Below are 23,455 nucleotides of genomic sequence, written 5' to 3'. Positions count from 1 at the left end.
CCCCTGGCACTTCGACTTTAAGTCCCGGTCGTGGGTGATGCTTGAGCGCAACGGCCAGAGTTGACTGGGAGCGCCAGCAACCGGGAGAAAACCGGTACGAACTTCTCAGCCGTCAGCGCCAACGGCGCGCCAGGCGGCCTCGGCCAACTGCTGCCGGTAGAGTTCAGGGCTGCGTTTGACGCGGCCAGAGAGCCAGGCGCGGCAATAGCTCTCTGCCGAACCGATGATCAGGGACGGGATCAGCTCAAAAGGCAGTTCCTGCAAATCCTGCTGGTGGGCCGGGTCGCTGAACCATTTCTTGAGTTCGGCGTTCCTGGCCAGATTCGCCTCGGCAAGCCGCTCCTTGAAGCTGCTTTGTGCGACCGCAAAGCGTGCCTGGTACTGGAACCGCGCCCAATCGGGTTGGCTGACCACCCAGTCCACGTAGCTGTACACCAAGGCCTGGACCCATTCCTGGGTCGACGTGACGGTGCTGAGGTAGCTATCCCTGAGCCGCGCCTGATCATCCAGGGCGGTCATGTACAACGCCGCGACCAAGCCTTCCTTGTTATCGAAATGGTGATAGATGGCCCCCACGCTCATCTGGCTTTCGGCACGGATGATATCGATGGTGGTCGCTTCGATGCCTTGCTGGTTAAACAGTGCCAGGGCGCATCGGAGGATGTGCCGCTTGGACTCGGCACGACGCCCTGGGTAGCAGCGCTCGAGGAGATCGACAGGTTCCATTTTTCGGCCCAGGCAAAAAGGGGCCATGGTAATTGAAACGAAGGCTCGGGACGAGAGATTGACAGGCTGCGTATTTACAGAATAATGTTCTGTAACAGAGCGATATTCTGTAATCGAGTAATGTTCTGTCCATGACTCCAGCCCACCCGACCAGAGATATCCCATGAGCCAGACTCTCAGCATGTACCAAAGCGTTGGCGCTTCCGCTTTCAGCAATATGGCCTGCCAGATGGCACCGTACTTCGGCACCATCAACCCGGAAATTTCTGTATTGACCCCCGGCCGCGGCGAAGTGAAGGTGCCGTTTCGCAAGGAAATCACCAATCACCTGGCTTCCGTTCACGCGATCGCGCTGTGCAACGCGGCAGAGCTCGCAGGCGGCATGATGACCGAGGTGTCCATCCCCAGCGGCGCTCGCTGGATTCCCAAAGGCATGACCGTCGAATACCTGGCCAAGGCCAAGACTTCCATTCATGCGATTGCTGATGGCAGCGAAATCGACTGGGCGACCTCGGGCGACAAGATTGTCCCGGTCGATATCTTCGACGAGGGTGGCGTGAAGGTCTTCACGGCGCGCATCACCATGAACGTGAAAGTCGGCTAGGTCGCCCGCTCCATCATGCGTCGACCGTTTCTGCCAGATGCGCCATCAGCCACTGGCGGAAGCGGTTGACGCTTTGTCTGTTGGGGGCCCGGCCTTGGGGCTCCAGCAGGCAGAACTGCGCGTCGGTGCGCAGGATGGTTTGCGTCGGCCGCACGAGGCTGCCGGTTTGCAAATGGTTGCTGAGCAGGCCCGACCAGGCCAGGGCGATCCCCTGGCCTGCCAACGCCGACTGGATCAGCATGGAGTAGCTGTTGATATTGATGCGCCGCCGAGGTTCTGGCGCTGGGTAGCCAAGGCGTTGGAACCATTCTTTCCAGCCAATCCAGTCCCGGTGCTGGTCTTCCAGCCACAACCAGGTGCATCCACCCAACTGTTCCAGCGATTCGATCCCCGGGTGTTGCGCCAGATAGGCGGGGCTGCATACCGGGAAAATCTCTTCGTTGAACAACGGCGTGACTTTCATGTTTTTCGGTGGCGTGCTGCAGTAATAAAGCGCCAGGTCACAGTCCAGCCGGGAAAAATCACTGACTTGATCCGTCGCGATGATGCGCAGGTCAATCTCTTCATTCTGGCGTTGGAACTCCGATACCAACGGCAGCAGCCACAATGAGGCCATCGCCGTGCTGGTGACGACAGTGACCTGCTGTGCTCCTTGCCAATGGCGCATTCCCGCAGTGGCCTGGGCGATTTGCTGCAACGTATCGCGGATGCTTTCGTAATACTGGCTGCCCGAGGCGGTGAGGTTGATCTCACGGGTCGTGCGGGTGAACAGCGCGGTGCCCAGATAGTCTTCTAGCAAGCGAATCTGACGGCTGATGGCGCCTTGAGTGACGTTCAGCTCGCGCGCCGCCACGGTGAAGCTCAAGTGGCGGGCGGCGGCCTCGAACGCCACCAGGCTGTTGAGGGGCGGCAAGGGTTGCAGTTTCATCAGGCTGGGTCACTGTCTTATAAGGGTTGAGCGCACGGAGATTGTGCAGACGCCAGTGTGCAGTGACTACCTTATTAGCGATGCAAGGCTAAAGATCAAGGATCAGGTCAGACGTGGGCTTGCTGCAGCACAGCAAACGCAGGCCTTTGTCGATTTCCCGTTGCCGGATACCGCCGTTGTGGTTCATGTCCACCGTACCCTGTAGCAGGGCGGTCTTGCAGGTGCCGCAAACGCCTTGGCTGCAAGAAGAAGGTACGATTGCGCCGGCCTTTTTCGCGGCGCTCAGCACGGTCTGGTTGCCCGGCATGCTGAAGGTCTTGCCCGAGCGCGACAGGGTCACCGTGAACACGTCCTGCTGGTCGAGCGAAGGGGCTTGTTCGATCAGCGGCTCTTCGTTCAGTGCCGCAATGTCGAAGCTTTCCTGATGGTAGTGGCTGAAACCGAACGCCGCTTCCCTGAGCAGCGACTTGACCGCTTCCATATACCCCTGGGGCCCGCAGGTGAAGATTTCCCGTTCCTGGAAGTCCGGTACTTGCTGGCTTAACAACGGTAAATCGAGCCGACCTATCGGTTGCTGCCATTGAGCGGTATCGCCCAGACCTTCGCAAACACTGATGACCCGCAGTCCCGGCATGGCGGCCTGCATGCGCGTCAACTCGGCGTGGAAGATGATGTCTGCGGGGGTGCGAGCGCTGTGTACAAACACGATGTCGAGGTTGCCGGCCATGTCGCAGGCAGCCCGGGTCATCGACATCAAGGGTGTCACGCCCGAGCCGGCGGACAGGTACAACAACTTGCTCGCAGGATGGCCGACCGGGGTGAAACTGCCAGCAGGGCCGGAAGCCTTCAGGTGGTCCCCTGGCTTGAGGTTGTCATGCAGCCAATTGGACACCGTTCCCCCCGGCACGCGCTTGACGGTAATGGAAAACGCAAAGGGCCGGGTGGGGGAGGACGACAGGGTGTAGCAGCGGGCGATGGTCTGCCCGCCAATGACCGGCGAGATCGTGATGAACTGGCCAGGCTCGAAACTCAGAGCGCTGAAGTCCGCACACCGAAAGATGAAGGTCCTGACGTCATGGGTTTCCTGGCGCACCGCACAGCATTGCAGGGTTTTCTGTTCACCGCTGTGCCATTGCGAGCCGAATGTGCCCCAGGTTATCGGGTCGGTAAAACGTTGAACCGCGCTGGTGGTTGCGGGGCGCGTCAGGTTTTCGTAAGTCGTCATGTTCATTCCTCACACGCCATGGGCGGCCAGACGCGCCGCGTACCAGCGAGAGAACTGGTCGACATAGGTTTCGGTAAAGGCCGAGAACGGCCCGGGCGTGTAGGCAGGGTCCTGGGTGCCGCTGTGGGTGATGCCGACGAGGCTGGCGTCCTGCAGGTTTGTCGCAGCCCAGACTTCGGTCAGCTTATCCACTTGGTAGTCGACGCCTTCGATGGCATCGGCATGGACCAGCCACTTGGTGCGCACCAGGGTTTTATCGGGCGCCAGTGGGATGATGTAGGACACCACGGCATGGTCGCTCATGATATGGGTCCACGAGTTGTGCGTCCAAAGATGCACGTCGCCCAGGTCGCGACGGGTGAGGTCGCCAAACAGCCGGGTGCAGGCCACGCGGGTATCGAGGGTCTGGGATTCGCCGTTGCCGGCGATGACCAAGCGTTGGGAGCGAAACTGAGTGACGGTGTCTTCCCCCAAGTATTCGACGGCGTCGCAGATATAACCTTCGCTCTCCCAGTTGTTCTTGGTGTCGGCATTGCGGCGGTGATACTCGTCCAACGCTTGAAGTGAATCCTCCCCCAGCCCATCGGTGCAAAAACCGAAATCTTCGGGCAGGAACGACGCGGTCAATTCAGGATGGGTGGCGGCGCAGTGGTAACACTCGCGGTTGTTTTCTATCACCAACTTCCAATTGCCGTTCTCGATGATTTCCGATTCGTAGGCGATCTTCGAGTGGCTGATGTCGTATTGGGCGAAGCGCGGTGTCATGACCTGGTCAAGGTACAGGATGTCTTCTGGCGGTTCGTCGCCCAGGCAGACGAAAACATGGGTGCCGATGACCCGAGTATGCACGGGGATCAGGCTTTTGCATTTGGGGTCGAAACCCTGGCCCATGTGCGCCGCATGTTTGAGGCTGCCATCCAGGTCGTAGCTCCACTGGTGGTAGGGGCAGACCAGCATGCCCACCGTCGATTTGCCGGCCTGTTTCAAACGCGCCCCGCGGTGACGGCAGACATTGCGAAATGCCTGCACATGCTCGTCATCGTCGCGCACCAGAAGGATGGAAGATTTGCCGATATCGAGAGTAGAGACATCACCGGGTTCGGGTATGTCGCTGGTCACGCCCACCAGAATCCAATGTTTGGTGAAAAAGATATCGACGTCGGTTTCGAAAATATCCTGGCGGCCAAACAAACCGCCAGGCATGCCATGGCCGGGCATGCGGTCGGTCAGAAGTTCTCGATGGGTTTTCACGGCATTAATAGTCATTATGGGTCTCGCTCAAACTCAAAGTTGATCAGGCGGCAGGTACAGTTTGGAAAGGTGGAATAAGACCGTCAACGCGCTTTATTTTCACGCTCGCATAACTTTGCGTTATGCGTAGAGGTGGTATTTAAAGTCTTTTTTATCAGTGGTTTAGATAACTGTCGTCGCGCAGCCAATCGACCAGTGCCTGGGTAATGGGCTCAAGTTTTCGACCGCTGGGAATAACCAGGTAATAAGCGTCTTTTGGCTTGACCATGTACGGCGTGATTCTTATCAGTTCACCGCTATTGAGCCGGTGCGCGATCAGCCGACTCCATCCCAGTGCTATGCCATGGCCTTGAATGGCCGCCTGGATTGCGTCGTTGTAGGAACTGCAGCGAAATGAATAATTAAGCTTGGGGCGCATATCGCCGAGTTCCCGGCACCAACGGTTCCAGGTCATCCAGCCTTCGAGGGTTGAATCCGAGTCAATCAACGCCACGTCCAAAAAATCGGTAATGGATGAAGGTGCCGGGTTGCCAGCGAGCCAGGCAGGCGAACAGACGGGAAACACTTCTTCATCGAACAGGAAAACCGAACTTCCATCTTCCCATTTTCCATCGCCGAAACGGACGGCCAGGTCGACGTCATCCCGGTATGAACCTGGCGAGACCTGCTGCGTCATCAAGCGCAACTTCAACTTCGGTTGAAGGGTGCGCAGTGCGATCAACCGGGGGAGTATTCTCAGGTGAGAAAACGCCTCGGTGCAGGCGATGGTGATCTCCTGTTCACCGATGCCCTCGACGATTTTGTCGAAGACACTGGCCATGCGATGAATGGACTCTGCGACGACCAGATGCAGGACATAGCCTTCGTGAGTCAACTTGATTGCCCGATGAAGCCGATGGAACAGCTTGGTTTCCAGCGTATCTTCCAACAGCCTGATCTGTTTGCTGACGGCGGCCTGAGTCACGCCCAGTTCCTGGGCGGCCAGGGTAAAACTGGCCAGCCGCGCCACGGCCTCGAATTCCAGCAAAGCCGTCATCGACGGTATCAACCGCCGATAGCCCTTGACCTTTTTATCGATATCGCTGGGTTGCATAGGTGTGTTCCAACGCCGTGCCGGGTGAATCAAGCCACCGAAGATTGTCTTGCGGGTTCAGAACGCGCTGGGTGTGACAGGTTATGCCCCAGCAGTGCCCGATACAGTTCACCGTCGCCCAATATGCCCAGGACGGTGCCGGCCTCCTCCTGCACGATCAGGGGGTGACCGGTTTCGTAGCGAATCTGCAAGGCGTCGCGCATGCTGGTCGCCGGCGGCACGCAAGTGGGACGTCGAGCCAGGGTCTCGATTCGCTTGGTCGGATCCCATGGCTGGACGTGTGCGGTCGTGGCACCTTTTCGAACGCTGGTCAGATGCCGCTGCGGGTTGACCACCATCCACAGGTTTTGAGCCGTATCCAGGCAATATTCGTCGCGGGCGAAAACGCACTGTTGCAGCGGGGTCATCAAGCTTTTCGCACACAACACATTCAACGGGTTGGTGTGGGCGACGAAGTTACGCACGTAGTCATCGACCGGGTTCAGCACGATCTCTTCGGGCTTGCTGTACTGAATGATCTTGCCGTCTTTCATGATGGCGATACGCGTGCCCAGTTTCAGGGCTTCATCCAGGTCATGGCTGACGAACACGATGGTCTTGTGCAGCTTGCGCTGCAGATCGAGCAGCTCATCCTGCAAGCCTTGGCGAATCAGTGGGTCGAGGGCCGAGAAGGGTTCGTCCATCAGCAGGATGTCGGCGTCCATTGCCAGGGCGCGGGCCAGGCCGACCCGTTGCTGCATGCCGCCGGACAACTCGTCGGGCTTCTTGTTGCGCCACTGGGTCAGGCCCACCAGCTCAAGCTTTTCATCCACCAGCTTGCGCCGTTCCTTTTCCGGGCGGCCCTGCATTTCCAGGCCGAAGCTGATGTTCTCGCGCACCGTCAGCCAAGGCATCAGGGCGAACTTCTGGAACACCATGGCGATGCGCTGGGTGCGCATCATCTTCAGTTCGGCGGGCGTGCAGGACGCGATGTCGATCTGCCGGCCTTCGTGCTCGACGAACAGCTTGCCGCGGCTGACGGTGTTCAAGCCGTTGATGCAGCGCAGCAGGCTGGACTTGCCGGAGCCGGACAGGCCCATCAGCACGCAAATCTCACCTTTGTTGATCTCCAGGTTGGCCTTTTCCACACCGACGATCAAACCCGTCTTCTGGAGAATCTCCGGACGCGAAAAGCCTTGGTCGAGCAGATCCAGGGCGGGCTTCGGACGGGCGCAGAAAATCACGTCGACGTCTTCGAAACGGATGATGCTCATACGTCACCTCTTTTCAGGGTTTCACGTTGCTTGCAGATGCGGTCGAGGGTGATCGCCAGCAGCACGATCGCCAGGCCCGCTTCAAACCCCATCGAGATATCGGCGGTGTTCAGCGCATTGACCACTGGCTTGCCAAGCCCGTCGGCACCCACCAGGGCGGCGATCACCACCATGGACAGCGACAGCATGATGCATTGGGTGATGCCGGCGGCGATGCTGGGCATGGCATGGGGCAGTTCAATGCGCGCCAGTAATTGGCGGCGCGAACAGCCAAAGGCCTTGCCGGCATCCATCAACTCTTCGGGCACATCACAGATACCCAGGTAGGTCAGGCGAATAGGGGCGGCGATGGCGAATACCACCGTGGATATCAACCCCGGAACGACCCCCAGGCCGAAGAGTGTCAGGGTAGGGATCAGATAGACGAAGGTGGGCACGGTCTGCATCAGGTCGAGGACGGGTCGCAAGGCCGCATAGAACCAGGGGCGATGTGCCGCGACGATGCCCAGCGGTACGCCGATGACCACGCACACGAGCGTGGCGAAGGTCACCTGGGCAAGGGTCTCCATGGTCTCCTGCCAGTAACCGAGATTGAGTATCAGCAGGAACGAAAGGGCCACGAAAAGGGTGAGGCTCACCTTGCGTTGGATGTAATAGGCAAGCAGGGCAAATACTGCGATCAACGCCAAGGGATTGAACCAAAGGAGCGCGTTGGTAAATGCGCTGATGATGTTGGAGAGTGACAGCGATATGGCGTCGAAAAGACCTGCGCCATGTTGAGTCAACCATTCGACGTACCGGGCGATGTGTTCGCCCAGTGGAAGCTTCTCTTGTGTAATCCACATATCACTGATCCGGCTGATGGAAAGAAACAGCACGCAAGCAACTGCCCGGGTGCAGCTCTATGCGCCAGGTTTCCAGGCAACACAAAGCGACTGCGAGAGGCTTTCGCGTGAGCAGTTATCGAAGTTTGGGCAGGGGATGAGTAACAGAAGTGGTGTGTGTCAAAGCCAGTCGCCCCGGCGTTCTTTGGCCGGATGTCGAAGGTCTTTCAGAGGTGTGCACTGCAAGGTTCATAGTGGCGGCTCGTTGTTGTTTTGGTCTGGAGTCCGTTGCCTGTGGGAGATATTTATCCAGGTGCCTTTTGCTGACAAACCATTTTATGTCAGCCTCTCATGAGTTTTTGTCATTAATGATTGGCCGCTTCAAGGGAATCGACGTCGATAAAGTCGATCAAATGTACTCCGGTGTACATTTGGCGGTCATCCGAGTACATTCGCGCTACGCATTGTTTAAAGAAGGTAGGCAGGATGTCCCAGGTAGGGAAGGCACGCGGCAAGGCTCAGGACGCAGGCTGGCGGGGCTCGCCGGAGGGATGGCTGGAAGCGGCCTACGAGGCTCTGAAGGAGTCGGGCATCGATGCGGTTCGGGTCATGCCGCTGGCCAAGCGCCTGGGGTTGTCACGCACCAGCTTCTACTGGTTTTTCGAGGATCGCGAGCAACTGCTGGCGGCTTTGCTGTCTCGTTGGCGGGAGACCAATACGGGGGGCCTGATCCGGCAAAGCGAAAGCTATGCCGAAAGCATCTCCGAGGCGATCCTGAATGTGTTCGAGTGCTGGCTCAACCCGCAATTGTTCGATTCGCAGTTCGAGTTTGCCGTACGCAGTTGGGCGCTTCAGTCCGCTGAAGTGGCCCAGGAGGTCGCTGTCGTGGACGAGCAGCGAATGAACGCCCTGGCGAGCATGTTCAAGCGCTTTGGCTATGACAGCCAGGGGGCTGATGCGCGGGCCCGAACGATCTATCTGACGCAGATTGGCTACATCACCATGAACACGACTGAGTTGATCACCGTGCGCTTCCAGCGCATTCCTCATTACGTGAGCATCTTCACCGGCAAAGTCCCCAAGCAGCGTGAGCTGGATCGGTTCTATGGGAAGTTCGGCTATGCCGAAAAAGAGCCCGGCGTCTTCGTTCCCTTGACGGACACTTTCGAAGGTAACACCGATGATTAATGAGACCGTGGGAATCATTGGTGGAACCGGCTGGCTGGGTGGCGCGATTGCCAAGGCGGTCTTGGCGAAGGGACTGGTGCCGACGGGAAACCTGATAATTTCCAATCGTTCGGGGAGCCACCCATTGGCGCAACAAGGCGCCTGCCTGGTCACGGACAACCAGGACCTGGTGGATCGCAGCGACGTCGTGATCGTCGCCGTTCGCCCCGAGCATTTCGCCAGCCTGAACATCAACGCGGCTGGCAAAACCGTTATTTCCCTGATGGCCGGGATGACCGCACAGACGATTGCCGCACAGACCCAGGCTTCGGCGGTGGTGCGGGCGATGCCCAATGCGGCGGTGGAGATCGGGGAGTCTTTTACGCCTTGGTATTGTTTTGCACAGACAGCGGCAACGACGAAAAGCCTCGTGCAGCGATTGTTCGAATGCGTGGGTACGGCGGCAGAGGTTCAGCAAGAAGACTACATCGATTACCTCTCGGCGCTTTCGGGTACGGGCCCGGCTTTTCCTGCCTTGTTGATGACGGCGTTGGCCAATCAGGCGATGGCTGCCGGCATTCCCCCCGACATCGCACAGCTCGCCGCGAAGAATGTCGTGGTCAACAGCAGTCAACTGCTGGCCAGTCACGATGCTCAACAGATGATCGACGCCTTGGTGGCCTACCGTGGGGTGACGGCTGCTGCCTTGCAAACCATGATTCAGGGGCATTTCGAAGAGCAGATTGGAAGGGCGTTGCAGTCAGGCGCCGCGGTTGCTCGCAAGGGCCTTCAGGCCTGATAAGGCAATGTGTATCCGTTGCTGCGGTAACGGTAACGCCGCTATCGCGAGCAGGCTCGCTCCCACAGGGGAGTGGAGCCAGACACAACTTCTGCGCATGACCCGGAAAAACTGTGGGAGCGGAACCACCTCAGCAGAGGGGCTTGGATGAGCAACGTGTGCTATTCAGCCTTGAAGCAATACACCGCCAGCTTGTTCCCGTCCAGATCCCGAGCATAAGCCGCGTAGGCGTTATCAGCCCAGTTACGAGGGCCTGGCAGGCCTTCGCATACGCCACCGTTTGCCAAAGCGGCAGTATGGAACGCCAGGACCGCAGAGCGATTCGGTGCTTCGAAACTCACGGTAACACCGTTGCCGATGGTCGCCGGACCGCCGTTGGCCGGGTTGAGTACAAAGAACGAAGGCTTGTCGACGCCCCAGATGGAGCCGGCCTCGTCGAGATCGGCAACGCGCTTGAGGCCTATCTCTTTCAAGGTGGCGTCATAAAACGCACGTGCTTTTGCCAGGTTGTTGGTGCCGACGGTGACATGGGTAAAAACGGACATCTTGGTTTCCTTTCTGTGGGGTAATGGGGTTTTCCGACCGACTCTCAGAAGTGAATGACGGTACGAATGCTTTGCCCTGTATGCATCAACTCGAAAGCTTCGTTGATCTCTTCCAGGGGCATGTTGTGGGTGATGAAAGTCTCTAGCGGAATCTCCCCGCGGCCAGCCTTCTCGACGTAGCTGGGCAGCTCCGTGCGGCCCTTCACGCCACCGAAGGCGCTGCCGCGCCATACGCGACCGGTGACGAGCTGGAACGGGCGGGTGCTGATTTCCTGGCCGGCACCGGCGACGCCGATGATGATCGACTCGCCCCAACCCTTGTGGCAGCACTCCAGTGCCGCGCGCATCAGTTGCACGTTGCCGACGCACTCGAACGAGTAATCCACGCCACCGTCGGTGAGTTCGACGATGACGTCCTGGATGGGCCGGTCATAATCCTTGGGGTTGATGAAGTCCGTCGCGCCCAACGACAGGGCGACATCGCGCTTGGCCGGGTTGATATCGATGGCAAGGATGCGTCCGGCGTTGGCCATCTTTGCGCCGATGATCGCGGCCAGGCCGATACCGCCCAGCCCGAAGACCGCAACGCTGGCGCCAGACTCGACCTTGGCAGTGTTGAGTACCGCGCCAATCCCCGTGGTCACCCCGCAGCCAAGCAGGCACACCTGCTCCAGCGGGGCCTCCTTTGAAATCTTCGCCAGGGAAATTTCCGGCAGCACCGTGTACTCGGAAAAGGTCGAGCAGCCCATGTAGTGGAACAGCGGCTGGCCTTCGTAGGAAAAACGCGAGGTGCCATCGGGCATCAGGCCTTTGCCCTGGGTAGCCCTGACGGCCTGGCAGAGGTTGGTCTTGCCAGAGAGGCAGAATTTGCACTGCCGGCATTCGGCGGTATAGAGCGGTATCACGTGGTCGCCGACTTGCAACGAAGTCACGCCTTCGCCAATGGACTCGACGACGCCACCACCTTCATGCCCCAGCACCGTGGGGAAAATACCTTCAGGATCACTGCCCGAAAGGGTGAAGGCGTCGGTGTGGCAAACGCCGGTGGCGATGATGCGAACTCGTACCTCGCCGGCCTTGGGCGGCGCAACATCGATAGTGACCAGTCGCAGTGGTTCATTGGGCGCGAACGCGACCGCAGCCCTGGACTTCAAGGTCTGTGCTGACATGGAAGAGCCTCGTGTTGAATATGAAAAATTGCCCCTGATCCCAGGACCAGGGGCATGACTTCAGATGTCCTTGACCAGCCGCAGCGCGTCGTAGATGGCGGCGTGGGTATTACGTGCCGACACCGCGTCGCCGATCCGGAACAGCTGGAAACGACCCTCGGGGTTGGTCACGATATTTTGGGTTTTCCCGGCGATCAGATCGTGCTGTTCAACCGCACCGTTGTTACTCGAATGCGGGCGCAGTTCGAAGTACAGATCGTCCAGGGGCAGGGTGCCGTGGTTGATCACCACCTGATCGACCACGCGCTGCTTGTGCACCTGGCCATAATCGCTGCCGAAGCTGGCCACCAGCTGACCGTCGCGCTTCTCTACGGAGTCGACGCGATAGGTGACCGTGAAGGTGACGTTCAGGTCTTGCAGGCTGCGCATGTAAGGCACCAGGTTCATCGCCATCACCTCCGGCGCAAACGAGCGGTCCGGCGTGACGATCTCCAGTTTTGCGCCGCTGTTGGCGATGACCTCGGCCGCTTGTAGCGCCGCGTGGTCGCCGGCGTCATCGAAGATCAGCACGTTCTGGCCGGGCTTGACGTCGCCGGAAATGATGTCCCAGGTCGACACCACCAGTTCATTGCCTTGCTTGAGCACCTCGGTGTGGGGCAAGCCGCCGGTGGCGACGATGACCACGTCCGGCTCCTCGGCCATGACGGTCTCGGCTTCGGCCCAGGTGTTGAAATGGAACTTCACCCCCAGCCGTTCGCATTGCGCCATGCGCCAATCGATGATGCTGATCATCTCGCGACGCCGCTCGCTCAGGGCGGTCAGGCGGATCTGCCCACCGGGCTGATCCGCCACTTCGAACACCGTGACGTCGTGCCCGCGTTCCCCTGCCACCCGTGCCGCTTCCAGGCCCGCCGGGCCGGTGCCGATCACCACGACCTTGCGCTTGACCGACGCCTTGGGAATCTCATGGGGCATGGTGGTTTCGCGGCCGGTGGCGGCGTTATGGATGCAATACGCCGCGCCGCCCTGGTAGATGCGGTCCAGGCAATAGTTGGCGCCGACGCAGGGGCGGATTTCTTCTTCACGCTTTTCGATGATCTTGCGCACGATATGCGGGTCGGTCATGTGCGCCCGGGTCATGCCGATCATGTCCACCTTGCCCGAGGCGATGGCGTGGCGTGCCGTGGCCACGTCCGGGATCTTGGCTGCATGGAACGTCGGGAAACCGGTGGCCGAGCGAATCTCGCCGGCAAAATCCAGGTGCGGAGAGTTGCGCATGCCCTGGATTGGAATCACGTCGGTGAGGCCAGCATCGGTATCGATGTGTCCGCGAACGACGTTGAGGAAGTCCACCAGCCCACTGTCCTTGAGCATGTGGGAGATCTGGATGCCGTCCTTGGCGCCGAAGCCGCCGGGCAGGTCCTCGTCGCCGGTGTAGCGAACCCCCAGCAGGAAGTCTTCGCCACAACGCTGGCGGATGCCCCGCAACACATCGAAAGTGAAGCGCAGGCGGTTTTCCAGCGAGCCGCCGTACGGGCCGTCGAGGTCGTTGGTCAACGGCGACCAGAACTGATCCATGAGGTGCCCGTAAGCCTGTAACTCCAAGCCATCAAGGCCGGCGGCCTTCATGCGTTCGGCGGCATCCACGTAATCCTTGATGATCCGGTCGATGTCCCAGTCTTCCATCTTTTTCGGGAAGGCCCGGTGGGACGCTTCACGGCGATGGGACGGCGATACGACCGGGAGCCAGTCAGCCTTGTCCCAGCGCGTGCGCCGCCCCAGGTGGGTCAGTTGGATCATCACCGCCGCGCCGTGTTCGTGGCATTCGTCAGTCAGGTCCTTCATCCATTTGACCACTTCATCCTTGTACGCCAGCACGTTGTTGAACACCGGCGGGCTGTCACGGGAAACGGCAGCGGAACCTGCGGTCATGGTCAACGCCACGCCGGCCTTGGCCCGTTCAACGTGATAGGCGCGGTACAGGTCCTTCGGCATGCCGTCGACAGGATACGCGGGCTCATGGGAGGTAGTCATGATCCGGTTTTTGAGGGTCAGGTGTTTGATCTTATAGGGCTGCAGCAGAGGATCGCTGGACATGGTGTTGCGCTCCGGGAACAGAACATCAGGCTTGGTTTTGACATAACGGTATGTTGAATGTTCATGTGTGTCAACGATTGAGACACAGGTGTACATTTTTCTTGCGCGGTGGGAAAGCCAGGATTAACATCCAGCCGAAACAAGGGGGTGGGCCGGCTCGTGCGGCCGGCCATCCCGCATCGATCCAGAGTGCAAGGGGGCTATGCGAGGAACTATGAAAGTGCTCGTTGCGGTAAAGCGCGCCATCGATCCGAATGTGAAGGTTCGGGTGAAAGCCGACGGTTCAGACGTTGAGCTCAATGGCGTGAAGATGGCCTTGAATCCGTTCTGCGAAATCGCGGTGGAGGAGGCGATTCGCCTCAAGGAGAAGGGGTTGGCATCCGAGGTGGTGGTGGTCTCGGTGGGCACTTCGGCCGCTCAGGAACAACTGCGCACGGCATTGGCGTTGGGTGCGGATCGCGCACTGCTGGTGGAAACCGACGCGGTACTCGAGCCGCTCAACGTCGCCAAGTACCTGAGCAAAGTGATCGATCAGGAAAAGCCGCAACTGATCCTGTTCGGCAAACAGGCGATCGACCAGGAAAACAACCAGGTTGGGCAGATGGTTGCGCAGTTGATCGGCAGCGGCCAGGCCACTTACGCCTCGGCAGTCGATCATGTCGACGGGCAATGGGTCGTCGAGCGCGAGGTCGACGGTGGTAGCCAGGTGGTCGCTCTCGCCATGCCCGCCGTGGTGACCTGTGACTTGCGCCTGAACCAACCGCGTTACGCCTCGTTGCCGAACATCATGAAAGCCAAGAAAAAACCGCTTGAAATCATTGCCGCTGACACCTTGGGTGCGAGCGTGAAGGAGCACGCTCGATTATTAGGGGTTGTCCCGCCGGCGGTGCGCAAAGCGGGGATCAACGTCGGTTCGGTGGCCGAACTGGTGGATAAACTGAAAAACGTCGCGGGGGTGATTTGATGCGCACATTGGTAATCGCCGAGCACTGTGCAGGGCAGCTTACGGCGGGTACGTGGAGTGCCGTGACCGCCGCCCTGGCCCTGGGTGCTGAAACGGATTTACTGGTGCTGGGCGGGACGCACGCCTGCGCAGTGGCGCAACAGGCCGCGCTGACCCAGGGCCTGGATCGGGTGCTGCTCGCCCAGGGCGAGATGTTCGAAAATGCCCTGGCCGAGAATGTCCAACCGCTGGTCACTTCACTGGTGGCCGATGGGTATACGCATGTCGTTGCCGACGCCAGCAGCATGGGCCGCAATGTGCTGCCACGGGTCGCGGCCAGCCTGGATGTCGGCATGCTGTCCGACGTCACCCGGATCGTCTCGGCAGACACTTTCCAGCGACCCATTTATGCCGGTAATGCCATCGCCACGGTTCAATCCCTCGATCCGATCAAGTTGCTCACCGTCCGCGCCTCGGCGTTCGCCCAGGCCTTGGCCCATGATCGTCGTTGCGAAGTGGTGACGGTCCAGGGCGGGCTAAGCGCAAGCAACGTGCGTTTCGTCAGTGAGCAACTGACGGCCAGTGAAAGGCCGGATTTGTCGAGCGCTCGGGTCGTCGTTTCCGGCGGCCGCGGCATGCAGGCCAAGGAACATTTCGCCTTGATCGAGCGCGTGGCCGACAAGCTCGGCGGTGCCGTAGGGGCATCGCGTGCAGCGGTGGATTCGGGTTTTGCCCCTAACGACTTGCAGGTTGGACAGACGGGGAAAATCGTCGCGCCGGAGCTATACATCGCTGCGGGTATCAGTGGCGCCATTCAACATTTGGCGGGCATGAGTGGTTCAAAAGTCATCGTCGCGATCAACCAGGACGCTGAGGCGCCGATTGCCCAAGTGGCGGATTACATGTGGGTGGCGGATTTGTTCGAGGCATTACCGGCGCTTGAAAAAGCGTTGTGAGTGAGCGGATGACTCCATCAAAGATAGATATATAAGCTCCGCCAAAATGGCGGAGGAGGGCCGAACCACCTGAGTATCTAACGGCTTTCGCATAACTAAAACTTATCCACGCATAACATAAAATCCCTTGAGGGTGTAATGGCACTCTGCTTTTATGAGGGAAGTTCTTTCTTCTGCTGCCCTGCCAATAACTATTAATACAGTACGCGGAGATGCACCATGATTACGTTATCCAGTAAAACTTGTATCGGCTGGCTTGCAGGCGCGGCGATGGCCGTCGCTAGCCTGATGGCTCACGCCGAGGAACCCACGCCTATCCGTATTGGATGGGTGAACTGGTCGGATACGGAAATCGCTGTAAAGCTGGCAGATACGGCATTGCGCGACCATTTGAAGCAACCGGTCAAATTGGTGCTCGCCGATATTGGTATTCAGTTCCAGGCCCTGGCCAACGGCAATATCGACCTGATTCCGATGGTCTGGCTGCCGAGCACTCACAAGTCGTTCTATGACAAATACAAAGACAAGCTCGAAGACCTCGGTGTGCTGTATGAAGGTCGGATCGGCATGGCCGTGCCAACGTCCATTCCCACTAGCGAGATCGCCAGTGTCGAAGACCTTAACAAGCCTGAAGTGCGGGAAAAGCTTGGTGGCAAGATCCTGACGTCGGAAGTGGGCAATGGCCAATACAAACTGACGGAAAAGGCCATTCAAGAATACAAGCTCGATGGCTACAAGATGGTCGCCTCTTCGGAGTCCGGGATGTTGAGCGAGCTGGATCGCAACCTCAAGCGTGACAAATGGTCGTTGATCAACGCCTGGAGCCCGCACTGGATGTTCGCCAAGTGGCCGCTGCGCTACCTGGATGATCCGAAGCAGATTTTCGGTGGTGCCGAACAAATTCACGCCGTAGCCCGTAAAGGCTTCAGCGCCGAGCATCCCGATGTCGCGCGGTTCTTCGCCAACTTCAAGATTCCCAAGGCTGACCTGGAGAAGTTGATGGCCAGCGCCCGTGACAGCTCGGCAGACAAGGTCGTTGCAGAGTACTACGCCGCGAACAAGCCCCGCTTCGAGGCCATGTTTGGCAGCCAGACCGCCTCCGCGACGCCGTCCCAGTAATGACCATTGCTACTGAGTAGCTGTGTCGCCGTCCGGTGTCCTTGCTGAAGGGCACCGGGCTCATCGAACGAACATTCAGGCGATACCCTTGAAGACCACAGCCTATCGTCGCTTTACCCTTGATGATGCGGTCGACTGGGTGAAGCATCTCTGCCAATCGAAGGGTTGCTCTCCAGCGGTTGCCAACTCACTGGCCCACGCCACCGTTGCTGCGCAAGCGCGGGGTAACCAGGCCGTGGGGTTTCGCCATCTCGTCGATTACTTGCCGGGTTTTTCATCGGGGCGAATCAATCCACGTGCCGAGCCGCGAATCTCCTGCGCCGGTGCGATTATTCTCAAGTCTGATGCCCGTGGCGGAATTGCCCAGCTTGGCGTGGATCGCTGCTTCGATTCGTTATGCCATGCCGCGCACGCCAATGGCGTGGCCGCGCTGAGCCAGTGCAACAGTTTCACCAGCGGTGAACTGGGTGACTACACGTCGCGGTTTGCCCAGGCCGGGCTGATTGCATTGGCGGTCGCAAACGGGCCGGCGCTGGTTGCGGTTCCTGGCGCCAAGGGCAAGACCTACTCGACCAATCCGCTCTCGTTTGCAGCGCCTTCAGCCGATGGCATTCCCTTGTTGTTCGACCAGGCGAGCAGTGCCGCCGCATTCGTGAACATCGCCCACGCCGCCTCGACGGGTAGCGATATTCCTGAGGGGTGGGCGGTGGATCGCGATGGCAACGGAACACGTGATGCACTGGCGGCGTTGAGCGGTGCGCTGCTGCCTTTTGGTGGTCATCGCGGGGCCAATCTGATGCTGATGGTCGAGGTCCTGGCTGCGGGGCTCACGGGGGCCAATTGGTCGTTGGATTCGCCGGCGTTCAACCAGGGGACCCAGACGCCTGGCTGTGGCCTGTTGATCCTGCTCCTGGCGCCGGCGTTCTTTTCAACGGGATTTGAGCAGCGGCTTTCAAGTCAACTGACCCGCCTGACGCAGATGGGCGTCCACAGGCCGGGATGGGAACGGCAACACGCAACGGTCAATGCGCAGAATGATGGGATCAGTGTTCCCGTTGACCTGCTGGAACAGCTGAGTCACCTGTAAGCCAGTTCGACACATTGCTCGATAAATGGGATCGAAAACGATGATAAACAGCACTGAAGATCCATCGTGGGACCAGGACATTATCCGCAACGGGGACCTGCTCAGGCACTCGCTTCAGAACGTCCTGTCGGGCAGCGCTTGCGATGAGGCGCCAGCACATACCGCGTCTCTGAATACCGCCCAATGGACTCTCAGCAAGACTGCGCAAACTTCAAATGCGCTACCCGTTTTTTTGCAGGGCCATTTATCCGCGGCACTGGACGCTGCGCCGCGGACCGATGACGGCCTGGTAGCGATACTGGTTGCGCTCGGCACGCTCTTGCCCCATGTCACCTGGATAAACCGTCAAGCCCGGGCTGACCAGGACAGCGCTTTCGTGGAGCGGCATCGTCACGGAATGATCGCCGGTCCCGGAGGGCTATTCGAATGTTCCACCTTGACCCTGGGGTTGGCGCTCCTGATGCCCGAGACCTGCTACCCCTATCACCAACACCCGCCTGCCGAGTTCTACCTGGTTCTTTCGCCGGGCGACTGGTACCGGGAGGACGTGGGTTGGTGGAGCCCTGGACCAGGCGGTCTAGTCTTCAACTCCCCGTCATGCGTCCATGCAATGAAGTCGATGGATGTTCCACTTCTGGCACTGTGGGGCCTGATGCATTAGTGCCTCGTTATAAGAGTAGATGAACTCGGGTAGTGATTGAGAGGATGAGACATGGCGGTTACCACGCAAGGTATCAAGTTGGACGAAGACACGCAGGCCAGGCTGAAGTCCGCGGCGGCCAGGTTGGACCGTACCTCCCATTGGTTCATGAAAAAGGCAATTCTGAACTTTATTGAAAAAATTGAAGCCGGAGCCGGCATTGAAGAACTTGTAGCGACCGAACTTCTGGAGAAAGATGCCAGGCGCCACAGCATCGCACGACGGCTTTGCAAGGACTGCAGTATTGATGACTTGAATTGACTTAATGATGGATCAGATCGGAAGATAATTGACAAAGCCTGACTTGAACAAACTATTAAATGCCCTGCCTATAACGTCGAAATATATAGGCAGGGGCTTGTTCATATGATTGATATTTTCTCATGAGTATTGAATGAAAAATGGTTTGTTCGTGTCCGTTCAGTCCTGAACAATGACTTCAGCAAACGGGATCGGGATGAACACGCTTGATTCCAAAAGCTACAGCGTGCTTCAGGATAATTAAAAGAACGGCGTTTTCGTTGAGGATCGACCGATGATTCAGATGACCGATACCCGGCTGGCTAGCAAACAGACCGCATTCGAAGAAATACCTTTTATCGATATCGCACCCTTACTCGATGGGAGCGACCCGCTGACAGTTGCTCGCCAGATTGGCGAGACGTGCGAGAAAGTTGGTTTTTTCTATATTAGGAATCATGGAGTATCTCGCGCCTTGATCGACGCGATGTATGCGCAAACGAAAAACTTCTTCGCCATGCCGTTTAATCAAAAGAATAAACTGAACGTGGTCAATTCAGGTCCCACGCTGCGCGGTTACATACCCATGTACGCGGAAAACGTCGATCCGGAAAATACCCGTGATTTCAAGGAGTGCTTCGACTACGGCGCGCACGATGAGCAAGTGTCTCCTTTTTTCGGGGCAAACCTGATGCCGACCGAGCTTCCGAAATTTTCGGGTGTCTGTGACGCCTACCATAAAGCGATGCTTGAGCTGGCCCGTAAGCTCATCAGCGCCATTGCGCTGAGCCTGGATCTGCCAGCGAACTACTTTGAAAAACTGCAACGCAAACCGATCACCATCCAGCGCTTGTTGCACTACCCCTCGCAGAGTGGCGAGATTTCACAAAAGGAAATCGGGATCGGAGCGCACACGGACTATGGTTTCCTGACGATCCTTTTCCAGGACAAGGTTGGTGGCTTGCAAGTCCGCAATCGTGCGGGTGAATGGGTCAGCGCGCCACCGGTGGAAGATACGTTCATCGTCAACATCGGTGACCTGGTGCAAACCCTGACGAATGATCGCTATACCTCGACTATGCACCGCGTCATCAATACCAGCGGTGTTGAACGGTATTCCATTCCATTCTTCATTGACTTGGACTTCGACGCGACGGTCGAGACCGTGGCGACGTGCATCAGCGTCAGCAACCCGGCCAAATATGCGCCCTACACCTGCGGCCAACACAAATACAGTCGCTTTGTCGCCAGCTACACCCACCTGCAGGAGGCGTTCGAAGCCGTCTGACGGATGAAGGCGCGGTGCAGAACCCGGTCACCGTCTACAGGGAGACGGTGACTGTCCGGGAGGCGTTGGGGTTACCCATAGGTATTTGACGAAGCGCGTTCATCACGCGGTGTCACACCGAAATAGCCACGATAGCTTCTGGTGAAGTGCGCACTTGAACCAAAGCCGCAGAGCGCGCCTATTTTCAGGACGGGTGATGAGGTCTGCTTCAACAACTGTTGTGCCCGGACTAACCGCAGCTTGAGGTAATAGCGCGACGGCGAGATGTCCAGATACTTATGAAACAGCCTCTCCAGTTGTCGACGTGAAATACCGACCTTGAATGCCAACGCGTTGAGCTCCAGGGGGACATCCAGATTGGCCTCCATCAACACGATAGCCGCTTGTAGCCTGGGTTGATTTGCGCCGAGTGTATGCTTGAGCGGTATCCGTTGGTGATCCTGATCATCGCGCATGCGTTCGTACATGAACATATCGCAGATCGCCGCTGCCAACTCACGACCGTGCTCGCGCCTGATCAAGTGCAACATCATGTCCATCGGTGCCGTGCCGCCGGCAGAGGTCAGGTGATTAGTACCGACGGAGAACAGGTGTGAAGTGATGTCCGCTCCAGGAAACGCTTCGCGCATTTGCGCCAGGCATTGCCAATGGACGCTGCACTTATGCCTGTCCAGCAGGCCGGCCTTGCCCAGGGCCCAGCTTCCTGTGCAGATAGCACCCAGTTGCAGGCCCAGGTCGGCTTGGTGCTGCAACCAACGCACATGGTCATGGCTCACGCTGTCCTGCACATTCATCCCGCCACACACGATCACGGTATTCAACGCCGAGGCCTGTTCCATTTTGGCGTCGGGCGTTATGTACAAGCCGGCACTGGCACGCACCGGTTTTGCGTCCTTGCCCAGGGTGAACCATCGATATAGCTCTCTGCCGGAGAGCTGATTTGCCATGCGCAAGGGTTCTATTGCCGATGCCAGGGAGATGAAGGTGAAGTCATCCAGTAGAAGGAATCCGACGGATCGTGGGGCAGGGGGCTGCGAAGTGGACACTGTGTTGCGCTCCTTTTGGATGTTGCGTACCCGTGCAGCTCTCATAGTTCGTGGCGACGTTCCCTCGACGGTGGATAACCAAAAAAAGAGCTGTAGCATTTACTGAAGTGAGGTGTTGAAACAAAGCCGCAGGCGATTGAGACATCGATGATCGTCAGGCTTGAGTTCTGTATCAGGCGCTGGGCGCCTTTAAGTCGTAATTCCAAGTAGTAGCGCTGTGGAGGGACCCCCAATTGCTCCTGGAAAAGACGTTGCACCTGACGTCTTGATAATTGAACGCACTCGGCGAGTTGATCCGGGCTTAACGGCTCCTCCAAGTTACACTCCATCAACGTGATCAGTTCTCGTAGCGGGGCGCTGACCTTGCCATCTTGAACCTGAACTGAAGTACGGAACCTGGACTGGTCGTGATCCAACACGTCAAAAACTGCGTTCGCGACGTTCTGATCAAGCGCTTTATAAAGCCACTTCATCATCATTTGAAAAGCCCCCGCGGGGCTCGCCGCCGTGAGCCGGTCTCGATCAAATACCACGGCGTCCAACGTGACGTTCGTGTTAGGCGAAAACTCGGATAAAGCGATCCGTTGTTCTGCGTGAATGGCACAGCGGTAGCCATCCAGCAATCCGGCTTTGCCCAGATACCAGGCGCCATTCCATAACCCGCCGAGCGCGATGGGCATGCTGGCGAGTTTGTTCAATAGCTTCACCAACGCCTCAGGCACGACTCTAGGCGTGCGTAACCCTCCGCAGACAATCATCAGATCCAGGGCGGCGATTCTGATGTCGGTCAGGGGGGTATCCGGTCTGATGGGGATGGCCAGGTCGCTCATGACTTCGGAGTCGTTGCGACTGAATGTATGCACTTTTATCGACCCAGGCTGGATGAGGTTTGCGGTCACCAGCACGTCCAGGCATTGCGTGAAACACGTCAGGGAGAAGTTCTCAAGCAAGAGAAAACCTATGCTTGATGTTTTATGACCCTCGATTAACTGGTTCATCAATCAAGCTTCATATCTGTAGAAAGCTGTTATCGAAGGGGTAATGCGTCAGCAACTCATAGCCGGTTTCAGTGACCAATAATTGGTTCTCCAGCTTGATGCCATCGCGGCCACCCACTTCACCCACGTACGCTTCGACACACAGGGCCATGCCTGCTTGCAGCTCTCCCTCGTATCCGTAGGATTCCAGGTCCTCCGGGTAGCGGATACTGGGGTACTCGTCGCACAGGCCCACGCCATGAAACAGCACGCCGTACCGCTGGGCGCGGTAGGACTCTGGCAGTCGATGCGCCTTGGCGGTGAGTTCCGTGAAGCGCACGCCTGGCTTGATCAGCTCGCTGTTGTGGGTGATATGGTCATGGGCAATTCGATACAGGCGCTTCTGTTCGGCCGTAGGTTCCAGCCCCCCGCAAATCCAGCTGCGGGACATGTCCACGCACATGCCGTAGGTGCCGATCAGATCCGTGTCGAACGACAACAGGTCGCCGTCGCTCAACACCCGTGGTCCAGACTCCTGGAACCAGGGGTTGGTGCGAGGACCGGAACTGAGGATTCGCGTCTCGATCCATTCGCCGCCGCGGCGGATGTTGCCGGCATGCAGTGCGGCCCAGACATCATTTTCGGTCACGCCGGCGCGCATTGCCTGGTGCATTTCAGCCACTGAGGCTTCGCACGAGGCCACCGCACAGCGCATTGCCTTGATCTCGTCAGGGCCCTTGATCATGCGGGCGAATTCGGTCACTTCCTGGCCGCTGTGCATTTCGATAGCCAAGGCATCCAATGCGCGCACACCAGCGACTTCGATTCGATCCACCGCCAGCCGGCGGTTGGCGCCGGCGTGTAGGCGCAGCAACTCGTCGATTTGCGCGGCGAAATGCCTGGCGTGTCGATCCGTATGCTCGCCGGTCTCGAAAAAGAAAAAAGACGCGCCGCTGCGTAATTCCGTCACCAGCGGCAAGTGAGCAGAAAGGTGATCGCAGCCATGGAAGTCCCACAGAACAACATGCCCACTGGCGGCGACGAAGCATGCCCGTGCGGGGTTATGGGTCGTCCATAATTGCATGTTGGTGGTATCGGTCGCGTAGCGGATATTCAGTGGATCGAATAACAGAATGCCGCCCAGGTCACGGGCGACCAACTGATCCACGAGTCGTTGCAATCGGTACGTACGCAGGGTGGGCAAATGGGGCGGCTCCAGGCCCAAACGCTCCCACTCCGCAAAAGCCAGGAGAGTGGGGCCTATTTCGACACGGTCGTTGTCATTGACCGAGCCATCTTTTTTTAATGCAGTTGCACGCTGCCTGGCCGGGTCGATGCGCCGAGCATTGGCTGGAATCGAAAAAGGTGAGGTTGTCATGGTGGCGTCCAGTTTCAATCTGCTGAAAGGCTCTGCGCGA

Annotated in this window: 22 protein-coding genes and 1 pseudogene; 10 read left to right on the top strand and 13 right to left on the bottom strand. The window is 58.3% G+C overall.

Annotated features, from left to right (window positions below):
• Positions 1–105: 105 nt before the first annotated feature.
• A complete protein-coding gene (locus tag DTP52_RS24255; RefSeq protein WP_109755617.1) occupies positions 106–726 on the bottom strand; it encodes a TetR/AcrR family transcriptional regulator in 621 nt (206 codons plus the stop codon).
• Between the two features lie 163 nt (positions 727–889).
• Between DTP52_RS24255 and DTP52_RS24250 the strand changes: the two genes are divergently transcribed.
• Entirely contained in the window at positions 890–1,330 is a 441-nt protein-coding gene (locus DTP52_RS24250; protein ID WP_109755616.1) for a hotdog fold domain-containing protein, read from the top strand.
• A gap of 13 nt (positions 1,331–1,343) precedes the next feature.
• Here DTP52_RS24250 and DTP52_RS24245 read toward each other — a convergent pair whose 3' ends face one another.
• The 6 genes from DTP52_RS24245 to choW all read right to left on the bottom strand — a co-directional run bounded on the left by DTP52_RS24245 (position 1,344) and on the right by choW (position 7,925).
• A complete protein-coding gene (locus tag DTP52_RS24245; protein WP_109755615.1) occupies positions 1,344–2,258 on the bottom strand; it encodes a LysR substrate-binding domain-containing protein in 915 nt (304 codons plus the stop codon).
• Between the two features lie 88 nt (positions 2,259–2,346).
• Positions 2,347–3,483: a hybrid-cluster NAD(P)-dependent oxidoreductase gene (locus DTP52_RS24240; protein WP_109755643.1), complete on the bottom strand. Its 1,137-nt coding sequence runs from the start codon at positions 3,481–3,483 to the stop codon at positions 2,347–2,349.
• Between the two features lie 9 nt (positions 3,484–3,492).
• Positions 3,493–4,749 carry an SRPBCC family protein gene (locus DTP52_RS24235; RefSeq protein ID WP_109755614.1) on the bottom strand — a complete coding sequence of 419 codons (1,257 nt, stop codon included), beginning with the start codon at positions 4,747–4,749 and terminating at the stop codon, positions 3,493–3,495.
• A gap of 139 nt (positions 4,750–4,888) precedes the next feature.
• Positions 4,889–5,827 carry a LysR substrate-binding domain-containing protein gene (locus DTP52_RS24230; RefSeq protein WP_109755613.1) on the bottom strand — a complete coding sequence of 313 codons (939 nt, stop codon included), beginning with the start codon at positions 5,825–5,827 and terminating at the stop codon, positions 4,889–4,891.
• A 29-nt stretch (positions 5,828–5,856) separates the two neighbouring features.
• Positions 5,857–7,080 carry a choline ABC transporter ATP-binding protein gene (gene choV, locus DTP52_RS24225; protein WP_109755612.1) on the bottom strand — a complete coding sequence of 408 codons (1,224 nt, stop codon included), beginning with the start codon at positions 7,078–7,080 and terminating at the stop codon, positions 5,857–5,859.
• Positions 7,077–7,925, bottom strand: coding sequence for a choline ABC transporter permease subunit (choW, locus tag DTP52_RS24220; RefSeq protein WP_109755611.1), 849 nt, complete (start codon positions 7,923–7,925; stop codon positions 7,077–7,079). Before choW ends, choV begins: the two co-directional genes overlap by 4 nt.
• A 465-nt stretch (positions 7,926–8,390) precedes the next feature.
• Between choW and DTP52_RS24215 the strand changes: the two genes are divergently transcribed.
• A complete protein-coding gene (locus DTP52_RS24215; protein ID WP_109755610.1) occupies positions 8,391–9,092 on the top strand; it encodes a TetR/AcrR family transcriptional regulator in 702 nt (233 codons plus the stop codon).
• Positions 9,085–9,870 carry a pyrroline-5-carboxylate reductase gene (locus DTP52_RS24210; protein WP_109755609.1) on the top strand — a complete coding sequence of 262 codons (786 nt, stop codon included), beginning with the start codon at positions 9,085–9,087 and terminating at the stop codon, positions 9,868–9,870. Before DTP52_RS24215 ends, DTP52_RS24210 begins: the two co-directional genes overlap by 8 nt.
• 161 nt (positions 9,871–10,031) lie before the next feature.
• On the opposite strand, the gene DTP52_RS24205 is transcribed toward DTP52_RS24210, so the two are convergent.
• The 3 genes from DTP52_RS24205 to DTP52_RS24195 are packed head-to-tail and all read right to left on the bottom strand — an operon-like array spanning position 10,032 to position 13,681.
• Entirely contained in the window at positions 10,032–10,415 is a 384-nt protein-coding gene (locus DTP52_RS24205) for a VOC family protein (protein ID WP_109755608.1), read from the bottom strand.
• A 44-nt stretch (positions 10,416–10,459) separates the two neighbouring features.
• Positions 10,460–11,584, bottom strand: a complete 1,125-nt coding sequence (locus DTP52_RS24200; protein WP_109755607.1) for an S-(hydroxymethyl)glutathione dehydrogenase/class III alcohol dehydrogenase — start codon at positions 11,582–11,584, stop codon at positions 10,460–10,462.
• A 60-nt stretch (positions 11,585–11,644) separates the two neighbouring features.
• On the bottom strand, positions 11,645–13,681 hold the full coding sequence (locus DTP52_RS24195; protein WP_109755606.1) for an NADH:flavin oxidoreductase: 2,037 nt from the start codon (positions 13,679–13,681) through the stop codon (positions 11,645–11,647).
• 214 nt (positions 13,682–13,895) lie between these two features.
• Here DTP52_RS24195 and DTP52_RS24190 point away from each other — a divergent pair, with 214 nt between their 5' ends.
• From DTP52_RS24190 to DTP52_RS24160, 7 genes are all read left to right on the top strand, one after another.
• Positions 13,896–14,645, top strand: a complete 750-nt coding sequence (locus DTP52_RS24190; protein WP_109755605.1) for an electron transfer flavoprotein subunit beta/FixA family protein — start codon at positions 13,896–13,898, stop codon at positions 14,643–14,645.
• On the top strand, positions 14,645–15,580 hold the full coding sequence (locus DTP52_RS24185) for an electron transfer flavoprotein subunit alpha/FixB family protein (RefSeq protein ID WP_109755604.1): 936 nt from the start codon (positions 14,645–14,647) through the stop codon (positions 15,578–15,580). Before DTP52_RS24190 ends, DTP52_RS24185 begins: the two co-directional genes overlap by 1 nt.
• A gap of 219 nt (positions 15,581–15,799) precedes the next feature.
• Positions 15,800–16,699, top strand: coding sequence for a glycine betaine ABC transporter substrate-binding protein (locus tag DTP52_RS24180; RefSeq protein WP_109755603.1), 900 nt, complete (start codon positions 15,800–15,802; stop codon positions 16,697–16,699).
• Positions 16,700–16,787: 88 nt separating this feature from the next.
• Complete coding sequence (locus tag DTP52_RS24175) at positions 16,788–17,786, top strand: Ldh family oxidoreductase (RefSeq protein WP_256594282.1); 999 nt, start codon at positions 16,788–16,790, stop codon at positions 17,784–17,786.
• A 25-nt stretch (positions 17,787–17,811) separates the two neighbouring features.
• On the top strand, positions 17,812–18,447 hold the full coding sequence (locus DTP52_RS24170) for a dimethylsulfonioproprionate lyase family protein (protein ID WP_109755602.1): 636 nt from the start codon (positions 17,812–17,814) through the stop codon (positions 18,445–18,447).
• A gap of 51 nt (positions 18,448–18,498) precedes the next feature.
• Entirely contained in the window at positions 18,499–18,747 is a 249-nt protein-coding gene (locus DTP52_RS24165) for a ribbon-helix-helix protein, CopG family (protein WP_109755601.1), read from the top strand.
• Between the two features lie 274 nt (positions 18,748–19,021).
• A complete protein-coding gene (locus tag DTP52_RS24160; protein WP_109755600.1) occupies positions 19,022–20,014 on the top strand; it encodes an isopenicillin N synthase family oxygenase in 993 nt (330 codons plus the stop codon).
• Positions 20,015–20,094: 80 nt separating this feature from the next.
• On the opposite strand, the pseudogene DTP52_RS24155 reads toward DTP52_RS24160, so the two are convergent.
• The 3 genes and pseudogenes from DTP52_RS24155 to dddP all read right to left on the bottom strand — a co-directional run.
• Positions 20,095–21,105, bottom strand: a pseudogene (locus DTP52_RS24155) (GlxA family transcriptional regulator); the annotation flags it as partial.
• The gene (locus tag DTP52_RS24150; RefSeq protein ID WP_109755598.1) at positions 21,102–22,058 is read right to left on the bottom strand and encodes a GlxA family transcriptional regulator; all 957 of its coding nucleotides are present in this window, start codon (positions 22,056–22,058) and stop codon (positions 21,102–21,104) included. The gene DTP52_RS24150 and the pseudogene DTP52_RS24155, both read right to left, overlap by 4 nt.
• 10 nt (positions 22,059–22,068) lie before the next feature.
• Positions 22,069–23,415 carry a dimethylsulfonioproprionate lyase DddP gene (gene dddP, locus DTP52_RS24145; protein ID WP_109755597.1) on the bottom strand — a complete coding sequence of 449 codons (1,347 nt, stop codon included), beginning with the start codon at positions 23,413–23,415 and terminating at the stop codon, positions 22,069–22,071.
• Positions 23,416–23,455: the final 40 nt, after the last annotated feature.

It is taken from the genome of Pseudomonas sp. 43mfcvi1.1, from assembly GCF_900115935.1.
Classification (GTDB): Bacteria; Pseudomonadota; Gammaproteobacteria; order Pseudomonadales; family Pseudomonadaceae; genus Aquipseudomonas; species Aquipseudomonas bijieensis.
Note: the sequence above shows the minus strand (reverse complement) of the source record. Positions and strands in the feature narration are given on the sequence as shown.